Below are 16897 nucleotides of genomic sequence, written 5' to 3'. Positions count from 1 at the left end.
GGGGTCATCGGGTTTCGGCTTGCGCTGCCCCTGTGCCTTGCACCGGCTCCAAAGGTGGATGCTCCTGCGCGGCATGCATCAGGTCTTCAGTCACTCGCAACTCGGCACCGGTGGGCGAGAAGGTGGTGGACGCCGCGAACGGCGCCGGGTGCTCGGCTGCCGGGCGCTTGCCTCGGCGCCACAGGAAGAAGCTGACCATGGCCAGGTTGACCACTGCAAAGGCCCAGAACAGCCCGGCCTCGCCAAACGACGTCATCATCGGCGAAATCGCCAGCGGCGCCAGCGCCGAACCCAGCGAGTTGATCAGCAGCAAGCCCTGGATCATCGGCACCAGCGCGTCGGACGGTGCACGGTCGGCAGCGTGGCTGACCGCTACCGGGTACAGGGCGAACACGCCGCCACCCAGCAGGAACAGCATTGCGGGCAGCAATGACGATTCAGACGGCAAGAACACCGTAATCAACGACAGCACCACGCACAGGCCGGCCAGGGCAATCAGCACATCCTGGCGGTCCTTGCGGTCGGACCAGCGCCCAACCGGGTACTGCAGCAGCATCGCACCCAGGATCACCCAGGCCATCATGCTGCCGACTTCGCCCACGTCCAGGCCAATACGTTGCAGGTACAGCGGCAGCAGCGCATAAATGCCGGCAATCGCCACCCCCGAACCGAAGCAGCCGACCAGGCCCGACGGCGCGACCCCCAGCAGTTGGCGGGGCTTCAGCGGTTCGACCTGGTCCAGCAGTGGCGACACCCGCGGCAGGATCACGATCGGCAGCACCGACAGCGCCGCGAGCATACCCGCGAGCATGAATGGCGCGGTGTCGCCCAGGCGGGTAATTTCGCCAAGGCCTGCCTGGGCAATAACGCCGGCGCCGTAGAAGGCAATCATGTACAGCGCCAGCAGGCGGCCACGGATTTTCGCGTCACCGGCCAGCAGCAACCAGCTCTCGATCACGAGGAACACGCCCACCGCAGCCCAGCCGTTGATCAGGCGCAGGATCGACCACCACGTGGTGTCGTAGAACAGCCCTTGCAGCAGGATGGTCGCGGCGATCAGCGAGGCGAAGCTGGTGTAGGCGCGGATATGGCCGATGCGCAGGATCAGCCGGTCATTGAAGATCGCGCCAAGGGTCAAGCCAATGAAGTAACTGGACGACACGATACCGATGGTGGTGGCTGATTCACCGGCCGCGCCCAGGCGCAGGGTGGTCAGGGAAGACATGAAACCGTTGCCCAGGGCAATGATGAACAGCCCGAGCAGGGGCGCCAGCGCCATGGCCAGCAAACGCGGAGACATACGTACCTCAAGTTGGATGAGCGGAATGAGCGCCTCTTCGGACGCGCACGCCAGCTGGGCCCGAAAGGGGGCCAAGGGGCTGCACGGATGTGCCTGGGCTGGATGCGACCTGGGCAAGACTCAACCGCTGGGCCGTAAGGGAGCTGGGCCGGGCGGGGTCGGTTGAGCCTATTTCACATGGGCGGTCATGTGTTCAGGCGCGGACTCTGTCATTGCTGCCGGTTGCCACCGTTCAAGGCGACGGGCGAAAAGGAACCGCGATTCTACGTGCTTGCAACCTTTTGCCCAAGGGGCATTGGCCTGCGACGAGACGCCGCAGGGCGTCGCGACGTACAGGCTTAATTAGCCCGCTTAATAATAATTTGTATAGAAAAATAACTTTAGTCGTATTGATTCATTGTTTTGGCGGCGGGCAGTGAGTATTTGTTGATCTGGATCAATACAGGTATGTAATTAATTACCGTATCAGCCTGTTGATCGACAGAACTTATCAAGCAATCAAGCCGCTCAATTGGTCCCTGCGGCATCCTGCCACTACAATGGCGGGCGCGGCCCGCAAGGGGCGCCTCGATAAACGTGTGATGACGCAGTCCATTTAGTAGTTGCAAAAGAAGTTGCGTGTTAATAGCGCGCTGTAGATTTCTATTGCCCCTGACTTGTGCCCGTCACCGAATTAGAACGACCAGCCGATAACACCCGTTGATAAGTAACGCCTGTGTGCCCGGTATTTAACCGGGCCGAGATGAGGAGATCCCATGGCACTTGGCAGACGACAATTTTTCAAACTGTGCACGGCCGGTGCGGCGGCAGCGACCACGGTGTCGCTGGGCTTTGCCCCGGCAGTGGCCAATGCCAGCCAGTCACGCCAATACAAGCTGTTGCGCGCCAAAGAGACCCGCAACAACTGCACCTACTGCTCGGTAGGCTGCGGCATCCTCATGTACAGCCTGGGCGACGGCGCGAAAAACGCCAAGGCACGCATCTTCCACATCGAAGGCGACCCGGACCACCCGGTCAGCCGAGGTTCGCTGTGCCCGAAAGGGGCAGGGTTGGTGGACTACATCCACAGCGAACAGCGCCTGCTGTACCCGGAGTACCGCGCGCCAGGCTCGGACACGTGGCAGCGGATTACCTGGGACCATGCCATCGAGCGCATCGCCCGCTTGATGAAGGCTGACCGCGATGCCAACTTCATCGAGAAAAACGCCAAGGGCGTTACCGTCAACCGTTGGCTGTCCACCGGCATGCTGTGTTCTTCGGCGGCCAGCAGCGAAACCGGCTCGCTCGACCAGCGCTTTACCCGCGCCCTGGGCATCCTCGGCACCGACAGCCAGGCGCGGGTCTGCCACGCCCCGACCGTGTCGGCGCTGGCGCCCACCTTTGGCCGTGGCGCCATGACCAACAACTGGGTGGACATCAAGAATGCCAACGTCGTACTGATCATGGGCGGCAACCCCGCCGAGGCGCACCCGGTGGGCTTCAAATGGGTGATCGAGGCGAAGATCCGCAACGGTGCCAAGGTGATCGTCGTCGACCCGCGCTTCAACCGTAGCGCTGCAGTGGCCGACCTGTATTCGCCCATTCGCGCAGGCTCCGACATCACCTTCCTGATGGGGGTGGTCAACTACCTGATCAGCCATGACCGTATCCAGCACGCGTACGTGCGCGCTTACACCAATGCCAGCCTGATCGTGCGCAGCGACTACAGTTTCGACGACGGCCTGTTCAGCGGCTACGACGCCAACACCCGGCGCTACGATCGCAGCTCGTGGGCCTATGAACTCGACGAGCAGGGCTTTGCCAAGCGTGACGTGACGCTCAGCCACCCGCGCTGCGTGTACAACCTGCTCAAGCAGCATGTCAGCCGCTACACGCCGGAGCGGGTCAGCGAGCTGTGCGGTACGCCAAAGGACGACTTCCTGCAGATTTGCGAGATCCTTGCCAGTACCAGCGCACCGGACAAGACCGCCACCTTCCTCTATGCCCTGGGCTGGACCCACCACACCACTGGCGCCCAGATGATCCGCGGCTCGGGCATGATCCAACTGCTGCTGGGCAACATCGGCATGGCCGGTGGCGGCGTCAACGCCCTGCGCGGGCACTCCAACATCCAGGGCTACACCGACCTGGGGCTGTTGTCGCAACGCCTGCCGGGTTACATGAACCTGCCGTCCGACAACCAGACCACGGTCGAGACCTACCTGAAAGAAACCACGCCCAGCGCCCAGCTGCCCGGGCAGGTCAACTACTACCAGCACACGCCCAAATTTTTCATCAGCCTGATGAAGAGCCTGTGGGGCGACAAGGCCACCCCTGAGAACAACTGGGGCTTCGACTGGTTGCCCAAGTGGGACGACAGCTACGACGTACTCAACTATTCCAACCGCATGTATGAAGGCAAGGTCAACGGCTACATTGCCCAGGGCTTCAACCCGATCGCGGCCTTCCCGGACAAGAACAAGGCCGCCGAGGCCTTGGCCAAGCTCAAGTTCCTGGTGATCATCGACCCGCTGGCGACCGAGACGTCGAGCTTCTGGCAGAACCACGGAGAGTCCAACGACGTCGACCCCGCGGCGATCCAGACCGAGGTCTTCCGCCTGCCTTCCAGCTGCTTTGCCGAGGAGAACGGCTCGATCGTCAACTCCAGCCGCTGGCTGCAATGGCACTGGGCCGGGGCGGCCCCGCCCGGTGAGGCCTGGCACGATGGCAAGATCCTCGGCCACCTGTTCATGAAGCTGCGCGAGCTGTACCGCGACGAGGGCGGCGTATGCCCCGAGCCTGTGTTGAACATGGCCTGGGACTACAAGAACCCCTACGATCCAGAGCCAGAAGAAGTCGCCAAAGAGTCCAACGGCTACGCCCTGGCGGACCTGCATGATGAGAAGGGCAACCTGGTGCTGCGCAAAGGCCAGTTGCTGGACAACTTCGCCCAATTGCGCAATGACGGCAGCACCGCGTGCTTCAACTGGGTGTTCGCCGGCTCCTGGACCGAGGCCGGCAACCAGATGGCCCGCCGCGACAACGCTGACAGCGGCCTGGGCTGCACCCCAGGTTGGGCGTGGGCCTGGCCGCAGAATCGGCGCATTCTTTACAACCGTGCCTCGGCCGATCCGCAGGGCAACGCCTGGGACCCCAAGCGCCAGATCATTGCCTGGGATGGCAGCCGCTGGAGCGGCAGCGATGTCCCGGACTATCCGGTAACCGCCGCGCCAGGCAGCAACGTCAACCCGTTCATCATGCTGCCCGAAGGGGTAGGCCGGTTGTTCTCGGTTGGCGCCATGAACGATGGGCCGTTCCCTGAGCATTACGAACCGATCGAAAGCCCACTGGCGTCCAACCCGCTGCACCCCAATGTCAGCAAGAGCCCGACCGCACGCCTGTATGAAAGCGACCGTGCGCGGATGGGCAGCCGTGAGGAGTTCCCTTACGTGGCCACCACCTACTCGATCACCGAGTTGTTCCGCCACTGGACCAAGCATTCGCGGCTCAACGCGATCATCCAGCCCGAGCAGTTCATCGAGATCGGCGAAGTGCTGGCCAAGGAAAAAGGCATCGTCCAGGGCGACCTGGTGCGGGTCAGCACCAAGCGCGGCTACATCAAGGCCAAGGCGGTGGTGACCAAGCGGGTCCAGCGGCTAGAGGTCGCCGGCCAGATGGTCGACACCATCGGCATCCCGTGCCACTGGGGCTTCGAGGGTGCCACCCGCAAAGGCTTCCTGGCCAACACGCTGACCCCGGGGGTGGGTGACTCCAACACCAACACCCCGGAATACAAGGCGTTCCTGGTGAACGTGGAAAAGGCCTGACGGAGCGACGCACATGTCCCTGCAATCCCAAGACATCATTCGCCGTTCGGCGACCAACGCCTTCACCCCCGCGCCGCGTGCCCGCGATCACCAGGCCGAGGTGGCCAAGCTGATCGACGTCAGCATCTGCATCGGCTGCAAGGCCTGCCAAGTGGCCTGCAACGAATGGAACGACCTGCGTGACGAGGTAGGCCACAACGTCGGCGTGTACGACAACCCGGCCGACCTCACGCCAGACACCTGGACGCTGATGCGGTTTGACGAGCACCAGGACGAAAGCGGCAAGCTGGAATGGCTGATCCGCAAGGATGGCTGCATGCATTGCGCCGACCCGGGCTGCCTCAAGGCGTGCCCGCAACCGGGGGCGATCATCCAGTACGCCAACGGTATCGTCGATTTCCAGTCCGAGCATTGCATCGGCTGCGGCTACTGCGTGGCCGGTTGCCCGTTCGATGTACCGCGCATCAGCAAGAAGGACAACAAGGCTTACAAGTGCACGCTGTGCGTTGATCGGGTCAGCGTGGGCCAGGAACCGGCCTGCGTGAAAACCTGCCCGACCGGCGCGATCAACTTCGGCAGCAAGGCTGACATGCTGGTGCAGGCCGAAGAACGCGTGAGTGAACTGCAAGGCCGCGGCTTCGCCGGTGCCGGCATTTACGACCCGCAGGCCGTCGGTGGCACCCATGTGTTCTACGTGCTGCAACACGCCGACAAGCCGCAGCTGTACCACAAGCTCAACCCAGACCCGCGCATCAGCAGTGCGATCGAGGGCTGGAAAGGCTGGCTCAAACCGGTGGCCGCCGCGGCATTCTTCGCCACCTTGGCGGGCACGGTGTTCCACTACATCGGCGTTGGCCCCAACGAAGTCGAGGAAGACGACAAGGAGACCCTGGTATGAACAAGGACCGATTGATTCTGCGCACGCGCTTCATCGACCGGGCCAGCCACTGGTTCATGGTCATCTGTTTCTTCCTGGTGGCGATGTCGGGGCTGTCGTGGTTTTTCCCGTCGTTGAACTGGCTGAATGGCGTGTTTGGCACACCGCAGCTGGCGCGTATCCTTCACCCGTTTTTCGGGGTGGTGGTGTTCGTTGTGCTGATGTTCCTGTTCGTGCGCTTCGTCAGGTACAACCTGCCCGAGCGTGAAGACGGCATCTGGTTTCGCAACGTCAAGCGCGTGTTGGCAGGCGACCACAGCCAGCCGCTGCGCATCGGCAAATACAACGCCGGCCAGAAGATCCTGTTCTGGGGGATCATGGGCCTGATCACCTTGCTGATGCTCAGTGGCGTGATCATCTGGCGGCCGTGGTTTGCCGACTACTTCAGCATCCCGCTGATTCGGATTGCCTTGTTTACCCACGCACTGGCAGGCATCTCGCTGATCCTGCTGATCATTGGCCATGCGTACCTGGCGTTCTGGGTGAAAGGTTCGATTCGCGGCATGATCACCGGCTATGTCTCACGCAGTTGGGCCAAGTCGCACCACGATCGCTGGTATCAGCAGATCAACAGCAAGAGCGAGAAGAAATGAGCAGCATCAAACTGACGGCGGTCGAGCAGCCCACCGGGGGCGTGGGCACCATCAGCGCCTTGTTGCTGCCGCAACTGGACCAGCACTTCGCCAAGCGCGCGGCGCGTTTGCGTCACTTGGCACAGGGGCATGAGCAAGCCGACTATCTGGAGTTCGCCGCCACCATCGCGCAGGCCCAGCAGCGTTTGCTCGATCGTTTTCCCGTGCCGGCCAACGTGCTTGAGGCACTGACTGAGCGGCTGGGCGCAGAGGCGCCATTATCGACACAGTTGCACTCAGGTTACTGGCAGCAAATGCTCGAGCATCTGCTCGAGGACCTGCGCACTGAAGCCAGCGACCCGGTATGCGCGGCCCTGGACAGGCTCGCCGCGCTGAGCGCCGATCAGCGCGAAGCCTGCGCCCAAGACTTGCTGCAGGGCCAATATGGCAAGGTGAACAGCGGCGAGGCGGTGTTTTTGTGGGCCGCCCTGGGGCTGTACTTCGTGCAACTGGCTGCGGCCTTGCCAGCGCATGCGCATGCGGCGGTGGGCGAGCATCGCCAGTTCTGCCCAGTGTGCGCCAGCGCGCCGGTGGCCAGCGTCATCCTCACTGGCAAGCGTGCTGGGCTGCGCTACCTGCACTGCGGGCTGTGCGAGAGTCGCTGGCACATGGTGCGGGTCAAGTGCAGCAACTGCGAGCACACCGGTAAGCTGGACTATTGGTCGCTGGAGCGTCAGGACAGTGTGGTCAAAGCAGAAAGCTGCGGTGACTGCGAAAGCTACCTGAAGGCCTTTTATTACGAGCACGACCCGGCACTGGAGCCTGTCGCCGATGACTTGGCCTCCTTGCAGCTGGATGCCGAGCTTGAAGGGCAAGGCTTTGCCCGTAGCAGTATCAACCCATTTATGTTTCCGGGTTGAAGCAGCGTAGGACTGCGGCATACTGACGCCTTTCGCACACCAGGAAGGTAAGGCTCATGCTGGCATCGTTGTTCGCCGTTCTGGCACCTGTGTTCATCGTTGCCGGCATTGGTTTTGCCTGGGCCCGCAAAGGCTTGGACTACCCTACGGAGTTCATCGCCAGGCTGGTGATGACGGTCGGCACACCGTCGCTGGTGCTGTCGACCTTGAGCCGCACGGAACTGGACCCAACGGCATTTACCAGCATGGCGCTGGCCTGCCTGTTGTGCACGTTGGGCATGGCCCTGGCAGGCCTGCTGGTCAGCCGTGCCTCGGGGCTACACTGGCGTGTGCTGCTGCCGGCGTTCATGTTCCCCAACACCGGCAACATGGGCCTGCCGATCAGCCTGTATGCCTTCGGCGAGCACGGCCTGGCCCTGGCGGTGGCGTTTTTCCTGACCCTGTCGATCGTGCAGTTTACGGTCGGCATGGCCATCTCCGGCACGGCAGCTTCGCTCAAGGCGCTGGTCCGCAACCCCATTGTGATCAGCCTGGCGGGCGCGATGCCGATCATCTTTCTGGATTTCGAATTGCCGCGTTGGTTGGCCAATACGGTGAACCTGCTCGGCGGCATGACCATCCCGCTGATGCTACTGACCCTGGGCGTTTCGCTGGCCAGCATTCGCCTGCGCCATGTGGGCAGCGGCATGCTGCTGGGTGGTTTGCGCATCGGCCTGGGCGCGGCGGTGGGGTGGGCGGTTGGCGTGGCCTTGGGCATGGATACCCTGGAGCGTGCGGTATTGATGGTGCAATCGGCGATGCCGGTGGCGGTGTTCAATTACCTCATGGCCGTGCGCGCCAACCGCTCGCCGGAGCAGGTGGCGAACCTGGTGATGTGTTCCACGGTGCTGTCATTCGCCTGGTTGCCGATTGTGCTGGCGGGGTGGATGTAGCGTGCTGCCTTGTCATACGCGCTTTGTGTAGGAGCAGCCTTGCGCTGCGAAGAGGCCAGTAAAAGCAGCGAATAACTACTGTGTTTTCACCGGCCTCTTCGCAGCACAAGGCTGCTCCTACACTGAAATCTACTGCGCATCCCGGGTGTCGATGCTGAGCACCTGGTGATGTTCAACGGTGTTGTCATTCGCCCGGCTGCTGTGGCGCGCTGCCTTGTCATACGCTCTTTGTGTAGGAGCAGCCTTGCGCTGCGAAGAGGCCAGTAAAAGCAGCAAATAACTACTGTGTTTTCACCGGCCTCTTCGCAGCACAAGGCTGCTCCTACAGCGAAATCTACTGCGTGCCCCGGGTGTCGATGCTGACCATCTGGTGATTTTCAACGGTGTTGTCATTCGCCTGGCTGCTGTAGCGCGCTGCCATGTCATACGCGCTTTGTGTAGGAGCAGCCTTGCGCTGCGAAGAGGCCAGTAAAAGCAGCGAAGATCTACTGTGTTTTCACCGGCCTCTTCGCAGCACAAGGCTGCTCCTACACGGAATCTACTGCGCATCCCGGGTGTCGATACTGACCACCACCGACATCCCTGGCCGCAACCGCTTCGCCTCTGGCTGGTCGGCATCCACGGTGATCCTCACCGGGATCCGCTGGGCAATCTTGACGAAGTTGCCAGTGGCGTTGTCGGCCTGCAGCAGGGCGAATTCGGAGCCGGTGGCCGGCGAAATCTGCTGCACATGGCCGTACAGCTTCTGGTGGTTCAGCGCATCCACGGTGAAACTCACCGGCTGGCCGATGCGCACCGCGGCCATCTGGGTTTCCTTCATGTTGGCGATCACCCACAGAGTATCAGGCACCAGCGCCATCAGTTGCGCACCGGAGTTCACGTAGGCCCCCAGGCGCGTGCCGATCTGCCCCAGCTGGCCATCGCGCGGGGCGGTCACGCGGGTGTTGTCGAGGTCGATACGGGCGAGCTCGACGGCGGCCTTGGCATTTTCCACCGAGGCCTGCAACGCGGCCCGGTTGACCACCACGGTTTCCCGGTCCTGCCGGGCGATTTCCAGGGCAGCCTTGGCCTGGGCCAGGCTGGCGACAGCAGCCGCCTGGCTGGCACGGGCTAGGTCGAGCTCGCGGCGCGACACCGAACCGTCGCTGACCAGCGCCTGGTTACGGCTGAGGTCGGCCTTGGCCTTGGCCGCCTGGGCCGTTGCATCGCCGATGGCCGCCTGGCGCTGGGCAATGGTGGCCTCGGCGCTGTTGCGTTGCTGCAGGTTATTGGCCAGTGCCGCCTGCTGCTGTTGCAACTGGGCGATGGCCTGGGCCAGGCGTTGCTTATAGATGCGGTCGTCCAGTTGCACCAGCAGGTCGCCTGCCTTGACGAACTGGAAGTCATGCACCGGCACATCGACGATGTAGCCACTCAGTTGCGGGCCGATGATCGTCACCTGGCCGCGCACCAGTGCGTTTTCGGTGCTCTCGATGGCGCTGCCGAACGGGGGCAGGCGCCAGGCGTAGAGCACCAGCAGGATGCCGGCAAGGGCCACACAGGCAAAACTGATCGACGACAGGATGCGCATCCGGCGCGTGCGTACCGGGCTGGTCGGTTCACTGGGCGGCGGCGTGCCCTCTGGGGTTTCAGCAAGGGCAGTGGTGGTGGTCGTGCGGGTTTCGTCGGTCATCAGGTAGGCGCGCCGCGGCTAGAGTCAGGGGAGGTGGCCTTGCGGGCCGTGTACCAGAGCCAGGTGCTGCGGATGCAGATCCAGATCATGGTCAGGATAGCGATGCTGCCGATCAGCATGAACACATCGTTGTAGGCCATCACGTTGGCCTCGCGGGTGGCCGCACTGGCCAGCACGCGCATGCCGGCCTCGCTGCGCAGCGCGGGGTCGGCAAGGAGGCCGGCATAGCCGCCACCGCCGCTTTGCACCCGGGCGTTGACCAGGGGTTCGAGGTAGCTGAGGCGGTCCATCAGGTGGCTGGAATGGAATTTCTCGCGCCAGGTCTGGAAGGTGCCGAGCAGCGCCGCGCCAATCAGGCCGCCGAGGTTGTTGCAGATGCCGAACAGCACCGAAAAGCTCACCAGGTTGCGCGGGTTGGCGCGCACATGGCTGATGCCTAGGGCCATCGACGGGCCCAGGAAGAACGTGCTGCCGAAGGCCAGCAGGAACTGGCTCAGGTACATCTGTGCCGGGCGGGTGAGGTTGCTTGAGCTGCTGTCCATGAATGCCCCGGTGGCCATCGCCAGTAGCGACACCAGCAACGGGATCACCAGGTGCTTGGGGTCGATGGTCAAGGCGCTGGTCGCCAGGCCCGCCACCGCACCCAACAACATGATCGCGTACAGCGTGCGCATCTGCTCGCTGCCCATGTTCAACACTTGCAGAAAACCGACCGCGCCGGTGGACTGCTCCGAGGTGACCATGCGGATCAAAATCACGCACAGGGCCAGGCGGATGATCGTGCCGCTGCCCAGCCAGCGGGTCATCAGCAGCGGGTTCTGGCGATTGTGCTCGATGGCCAGCCCGCTGAATATCAGGCCAATCGACGCGGCCAGGGCCACACCGATCCAGGGCGTGTCCAGCCACCAGTCAATGCGCCCCAGCGACAGCGCGGCGCAGAGCAGGGCAGTGCCGCTGGCCATCAGGGTGAAGGTGATAAAATCCAGCGGCTCGAAGGTCTTGAAGCGGTCACCCGGTGGCAACTTGAGCATCAGCACGCAGCCCAGTGCGGCCAACGCCAAGCCGAGTTCGAACAGGTATAGCCCGCGCCATTCGGCGATCTGCAGCAAGTCTTCAGAGAACAGCCGCGCCAGCGGCAAGGCCAATTGCGAGGCGCCCAGGCCCAGCACCATGGCCTTGAGCCGCCACTGCGCGGGGAACGCCTGGATCATATAGTACAGGCCCAGCGAACTCAGCGCGGCGCCAACCATGCCATGGGCGGCGCGCACGGCAATTGCCGAGTTGAGGTCATTGACGAACAGGTGGCCAAAGGTGACCAGCGCATAAAGCACCAGGAACACTTCGGTGAAGGCACGCAGGCCGAACTGCTGGCGAAACTTGACCAGCAGCAGGTTGATGGACACGTTGGTCATCACATAGGCGGCCGGCAGCCAGGCCATTTCGGCGGTGGTCGCCCCCAGCGCACCCTGCAGGAACACCAGGTTGGCTGTTACCAGCGCGTTGCCCAACCCACCGGTGATCGCCACCAACAGGCCCACCAGGCCAAAGGCCAGGCGTTTGGCGGGCGAGTGCAAAGGCGTCGACGGCGATCCGGGCAGGCTGGGTTTTTCGTGGGGGAGCCACTGGCGTGGGGCGTATTTGTCCATGGGCAGACTTTACGTGAGGGGCTGGGGCATTAACACCGTCTGGGCTCAAGTCTGCCGTGCGGCGTGCGTCAGTTTTGCAGTGTTTCCGGGCTATTGAAGTTGCTCAAACGGGGATCATCCTCGGCACACGCCAGCGCTTGCACAGCCCCTTTCAGCAGGGCCTTCTGCAAGCTTCGCTCATTGGCCGCCCACGCCTGCTCCAGCACCGGCAACACCTTGCGCGGCAGCACACTGAACATCGGCTGCCAGTAGCCTGCCTGGCGCACCATCGCCGCACTGTCGCCGGCCACCGCCAGCCGCAGCAGGTCCTCGATCAACGGCCGATCAATCAGCGGTGCATCGCAGGCCAGCACCACCACCCATGCGTGCCGCGCCGCCGCCAGGCCTGCGATCACCCCGGCCAACGGCCCAGGGAAATCGGGGGCTGCATCGCCCACCAACTGGTCAGCATAGGCTTGATAGGCGTCCTGGTTGCGGTTGCAGGAAATGATCAGGTCATCGCTCAGCGGGCGTACCACGCGTTGCACATGCGCCACCAATGGCTCGCCTTGCCAGGCCAGTAACCCCTTGTCGCGGCCGCCCATGCGTTGGCCGCGGCCACCGGCGAGGATGAGAATGGAGCAGGGGGGCAGGGGGGCAGGCATGAAAAAGGGTTCCGGGCAGTCAATGCCAGGAACCCTCCCATGTCATGCGGTGCTTGTCCAGTCAGCGTGCGTCAAGTGCTGGGGTCGCCTCGGCTTTAGCGCCGCGACCGCGCCCGGCCAGGCGCATCACCACGACGAAGAACACCGGCACGAACACCACCGCCAGGGTGGCGCTGAGCATGCCGCCGATCACACCCGTGCCAATCGCCTGCTGGCTGGCCGAGCTGGCGCCGGTGGCGATCGCCAGGGGCACCACGCCGAGGATGAACGCCAGCGAGGTCATCACAATCGGCCGCAGACGCAGACGGGCGGCCTGCACCGCGGCATCGACGGCATCGACACCCTGGTCCACCAAGCTCTTGGCAAACTCGATGATGAGGATCGCGTTCTTGGCCGACAGGCCGATCAGGGTGATCAGGCCGACCTTGAAGAACACGTCATTGGGCATGCCCCGCAGGGTGACTGCCAGCACCGCACCGAGTACCCCGAGCGGCACCACCAGCAGTACGGCAGTGGGGATCGACCAGCTCTCGTACAACGCAGCCAGGCACAGGAACACCACCAGCAGCGACAGCGCCATCAGGATCGGCGCCTGGCTGCCGGACAGCCGCTCCTGCAGCGACAGGCCGGTCCATTCCAGGCCTGCTCCGGCCGGCAGCTGCGCGACCAGGCGCTCGACTTCGGCCATGGCTTCACCCGAGCTGTAGCCCGCCGCCGGTTCACCGGAGATCGACACCGCCGGGTAACCGTTGTAGCGGGTCAGCTGCACTGGGCCGCTGACCCACTTCGCCTGGACGAAGGCCGCCAGCGGCACCATCTTGCCACTGCTGTTGCGCACATGGATTTTCAGCAGGTCTTCGACCTGGCTACGCTGGTCGCCTTCGGCCTGCACCACCACCCGTTGCATACGCCCTTGGTTGGGGAAGTCGTTGACGTAGCTGGAGCCGACGGCGGTATCCAGCACCGCGCCGATGTCGGCGAACGACACTCCCAGGGCATTGGCCTGGCGACGGTCGATTTCCAGTTGCACCTGCGGGCTTTCGGCCAGCGACGCTTCGCGCACGTTGGTCAGCACTTTGCTTTTGCCAGCACCTGCCAGCAGCGCATCGCGGGCGGCCATCAGCGCGGTGTGGCCCATGCCGCCACGGTCCTGCAGACGGAACTCAAAACCGGTCGACTCGCCCAGGCCATCGATGGGCGGTGGCAGCACGGCGTAGGCCACGGCGTCCTTGAGCTGAGTGAAGGCCATAGTGGCGCGGTCGGCGATCGACTGGGCGCTGTCATCGGCACCGCGCTCGGACCAATCCTTCAGCGTGGTGAACGCCAGTGCCGCGTTTTGCCCACTACCAGAGAAGCTGAAGCCGAGGATCAGCGTGGTGTTGCCGACACCGGGTTCCTCCGCGTTGTGCGCTTCGATCTGCGCCGCTACTTGCTCGGTGCGCATGCGGCTGGCGCCTGGCGGCAGCTGGATGTCGGTGATGGTGTAGCCCTGGTCTTCGGTGGGCAAGAACGCCGTGGGCAGTTGGCTGAAGCCATAGCCCAGCACGGCCAGCAGCACGCCGTAAACCAGCAGGTAGCGACCGCTGCGCTTGAGCGCTTGCACCACCCAGCGCTGATAGCCGTTGCTCATGCTGTCGAAGCGTCGGTTGAACCAGCCGAAGAAGCCCTTGCGCTCGTGGTGCTCGCCTTTGCCCAACGGTTTGAGCAAGGTCGCGCACAGCGCTGGAGTCAGGCTGAGGGCGAGAAACGCCGAGAACAGGATCGACACCGCCATCGACACCGAGAACTGCTGGTAGATCACGCCCACCGACCCTTTCATGAAGGCCATCGGCAGGAACACGGCCACCAGCACCAGGGTAATGCCGACTATCGCCCCGCTGATCTGGCCCATGGCCTTGCGCGTGGCTTCCTTGGGCGGCAGGCCTTCTTCGGCCATGATCCGCTCGACGTTTTCCACCACCACGATGGCGTCGTCGACCAGAATGCCGATGGCCAGGACCATACCGAACAGGGTCAGCACGTTGACCGAGAAGCCCATGGCCAGCATCACGGCGAAGGTGCCCATCAGCGCCACCGGCACTACCAGGGTAGGGATCAGCGTGTAGCGCAGGTTCTGCAGGAACAGGAACATCACCGCGAACACCAGCAGCATGGCTTCGAACAGCGTGTTGATCACCTGCTGGATCGACACTTTGACGAAGGGTGAGGTGTCATACGGGATGTCGTATTTGACGCCTTCCGGGAAGTAGCGCGACAACTCCTGCATCTTGGCCCGCACCAGGTCGGCGGTTTCCATGGCGTTGGCGCCGGGGGCCAGCTGTACGCTGAATGCGGTCGCGGGTTTGCCATTAAGGCGCGTGCCGTACTGGTACTCCTGGGCGCCGATCTCGACCCGGGCGACATCGCCGACGGTCACCGTGGACCCGTCCGCGTTGGCGCGCAGAACAATGGCCGCGAACTCCTCTGGCGTGCTCAGCTGGCCCTTGACCAGCACGTTGGCGGTGATTTCCTGGGTGCCGCGGGCGGGCAGGTCACCAATACTGCCTGGGGCGACCTGTGCGTTTTGCGCGGCAATGGCATCAGCCACATCGTTAGGCGTGAGGTTGAAACCGATCAGCTTGCTCGGGTCGATCCAGATCCGCATGGCACGTTCAGAACCATACAGCTGAGCCTTGCCGACGCCCTTCAGGCGGCGGATCTCGTTCATCACGTTGCGCGCAAGAATGTCCGACAGGGCGGTTTCGTCGAGCTTGCCGTCCTCCGAAGTCAGGGTGGCCAGCAGCAGGAAGCCGGTGGACACCTTCTCCACCTGCAGGCCCTGCTGGGTCACGGGGCGAGGCAGGCGCGACTCAACCACCTTGAGGCGGTTCTGCACATCGACCTGGGCCAGGTCCGGGTGCGTGCCAGGTTCGAAGGTGGCGGTGATGGTGGCGCTGCCCAGGCTGCTTTGCGACTCGAAGTACAGCAGGTTGTCGGCGCCGTTGAGTTCCTGCTCGATCAGGCTGACCACGCTCTCGTCCATGGTCGCCGCCGAGGCGCCTGGGTACACGGCGTAGATTTCCACTTGCGGCGGGGCCACGTTGGGGTACTGGGCCACCGGCAGTTGCGGGATGGCCAAGGCGCCGGCAAGCAGGATGAACAACGCGACTACCCAGGCGAACACTGGGCGGTCAATGAAAAAGTGCGGCATCAATCAGCCCCTCACTGGCGGTTGTGCTGTGCGATCGGCGGCGCGCCCGGCGCTGTGCCCTGGCTCGCTTCGACCTGCACCTGGTCGCCGGCCTTGACGTGTTGCAGGCCTTCGATAACCACTTGTTCACCGGGCGCCAGGCCTTCGCTGACCACCCAGCGGTCGCCCTGGGCGCTGCCCAGCACGACCTGGCGATCGCTGACGCGGGCCTGCGGGTCGACCACCAGTACTTTCGGCACACCGGCGCTGTCGCGCAGGATGGCGCGCTGCGGCACGCTGAGGCCCTTGGGCTGTACCGCTTGTTCCAGGCGCACGCGCACGTAGCTGCCCGGCAGCAGGTCGAGGTCCGGGTTGGGGAACTCGCTGCGCAGGGTGATCTGGTTGGTGCTCGGGTCGACGCTGATGTCAGAGAACAGCAGCTTGCCGGGCAGCGGGTAGGCGCTGCCGTCGTCCTGAATCAGCGTGGCGCGAGCCTGGCCGTCGCCGACCTGTTGCAGCTCGCCGGCTCGCAGGGCACGGCGCAGGGCGTTGAGCTCGCGGGTCGACTGGGTGACGTCGGCATGAATTGGGTCCAGTTGCTGGATGGTGGCCAGGGGCGTGGTCTCGTTCTGCCCGACCAGTGCACCTTCGGTTACCAGCGCGCGGCCGATGCGCCCGGAAATGGGCGCGGTCACCGTGGCATAACCCAGGTTCAGGCGGGCGCGCTCCAGGGCAGCCTTGGCCTCGGCGACCTCGGCATCAGCCTGCAGGAAGCTGGCCCGGGCATTGTCGTATTCCTGGCGGCTCACGGCCTTGTCGTCGACCAGCTCGCGGTAGCGTTGCTCTTGCAGGCGCGCTTGATACAAGTTGGCCTGGGCCTTGGCCAGGGTGGCGCGGGCGCTGTCGTGGTCGGCCTTGAACGGCGCCGGGTCGATGAGAAACAGCACGTCGCCTTGCTTGACGTCGCTGCCCTCGCGGTAGACCCGCTTGAGCACCACGCCAGCTACACGTGCGCGTACTTCCGCAGTCCGCGGTGCCAGGATACGGCCGCTGAGTTCGCTACTGATGGCCAGCGGCTGCAGTTGCAGGGTTTCGACGCGCACCTGCGGGGTGGGCTCTTTTTCGTCCTGCTCGGCGCTGTCGCCACAGCCGGCCAGGGATATGCTCAGAAACGCCAGAAGCGCCACGGGGCGCAGGCGAGGGGGGAGGCTAGTAGGCATACGGATCTTCCGATGATGACGCGGTGTATGCTACGGCAGGCGTTCCCTTGGTGGCTGTTAATACCTGTAGGGCGAGTGT

Annotated in this window: 11 protein-coding genes; 5 read left to right on the top strand and 6 right to left on the bottom strand. The window is 63.7% G+C overall.

Annotated elements, in window-relative coordinates:
* Positions 1-4 precede the first annotated feature (4 nt).
* Positions 5-1300 (bottom strand): MFS transporter, encoded by a 1296-nt coding sequence (locus GIB19_RS24405; RefSeq protein WP_027596740.1) that lies wholly within the window; start codon positions 1298-1300, stop codon positions 5-7.
* A gap of 755 nt (positions 1301-2055) precedes the next feature.
* On the opposite strand from GIB19_RS24405, the gene fdnG reads away from it, so the two are divergent.
* The 5 genes from fdnG to GIB19_RS24380 are packed head-to-tail and all read left to right on the top strand — an operon-like array spanning position 2056 to position 8467.
* Complete coding sequence (gene fdnG / locus GIB19_RS24400) at positions 2056-5106, top strand: formate dehydrogenase-N subunit alpha (RefSeq protein WP_274888336.1); 3051 nt, start codon at positions 2056-2058, stop codon at positions 5104-5106.
* Between the two features lie 13 nt (positions 5107-5119).
* Positions 5120-6004 carry a formate dehydrogenase subunit beta gene (gene fdxH, locus GIB19_RS24395; protein ID WP_027596742.1) on the top strand — a complete coding sequence of 295 codons (885 nt, stop codon included), beginning with the start codon at positions 5120-5122 and terminating at the stop codon, positions 6002-6004.
* Positions 6001-6636, top strand: a complete 636-nt coding sequence (locus tag GIB19_RS24390; protein ID WP_099429468.1) for a formate dehydrogenase subunit gamma — start codon at positions 6001-6003, stop codon at positions 6634-6636. Before fdxH ends, GIB19_RS24390 begins: the two co-directional genes overlap by 4 nt.
* Positions 6633-7535: a formate dehydrogenase accessory protein FdhE gene (gene fdhE, locus GIB19_RS24385; protein WP_274888334.1), complete on the top strand. Its 903-nt coding sequence runs from the start codon at positions 6633-6635 to the stop codon at positions 7533-7535. Before GIB19_RS24390 ends, fdhE begins: the two co-directional genes overlap by 4 nt.
* 56 nt (positions 7536-7591) lie before the next feature.
* Positions 7592-8467, top strand: coding sequence for an AEC family transporter (locus GIB19_RS24380; protein ID WP_274888333.1), 876 nt, complete (start codon positions 7592-7594; stop codon positions 8465-8467).
* A 538-nt stretch (positions 8468-9005) separates the two neighbouring features.
* Here GIB19_RS24380 and GIB19_RS24375 read toward each other — a convergent pair.
* The 5 genes from GIB19_RS24375 to GIB19_RS24355 form a co-directional block, all read right to left on the bottom strand.
* Positions 9006-10139, bottom strand: a complete 1134-nt coding sequence (locus tag GIB19_RS24375) for an HlyD family secretion protein (RefSeq protein WP_099429465.1) — start codon at positions 10137-10139, stop codon at positions 9006-9008.
* The gene (locus tag GIB19_RS24370) at positions 10139-11785 is read right to left on the bottom strand and encodes an MFS transporter (RefSeq protein ID WP_274888331.1); all 1647 of its coding nucleotides are present in this window, start codon (positions 11783-11785) and stop codon (positions 10139-10141) included. The genes GIB19_RS24375 and GIB19_RS24370 overlap by 1 nt, the downstream gene beginning before the upstream one ends.
* Before the next feature lie 68 nt (positions 11786-11853).
* Entirely contained in the window at positions 11854-12429 is a 576-nt protein-coding gene (mobA, locus tag GIB19_RS24365) for a molybdenum cofactor guanylyltransferase MobA (protein ID WP_274888330.1), read from the bottom strand.
* 61 nt (positions 12430-12490) lie between these two features.
* Positions 12491-15619, bottom strand: a complete 3129-nt coding sequence (locus tag GIB19_RS24360) for an efflux RND transporter permease subunit (RefSeq protein WP_027596749.1) — start codon at positions 15617-15619, stop codon at positions 12491-12493.
* An 11-nt stretch (positions 15620-15630) separates the two neighbouring features.
* Positions 15631-16818, bottom strand: coding sequence for an efflux RND transporter periplasmic adaptor subunit (locus tag GIB19_RS24355; RefSeq protein ID WP_099429461.1), 1188 nt, complete (start codon positions 16816-16818; stop codon positions 15631-15633).
* Positions 16819-16897 lie beyond the last annotated feature (79 nt).

Origin of the sequence: Pseudomonas sp. ITEM 17296, from assembly GCF_028895205.1 — a bacterium.
In the GTDB taxonomy this organism is placed as follows: Bacteria; Pseudomonadota; Gammaproteobacteria; order Pseudomonadales; family Pseudomonadaceae; genus Aquipseudomonas; species Aquipseudomonas kermanshahensis.
The sequence above is the reverse complement of the archived record's forward strand: the minus strand, read 5'-3'. Positions and strand labels throughout refer to the sequence as shown.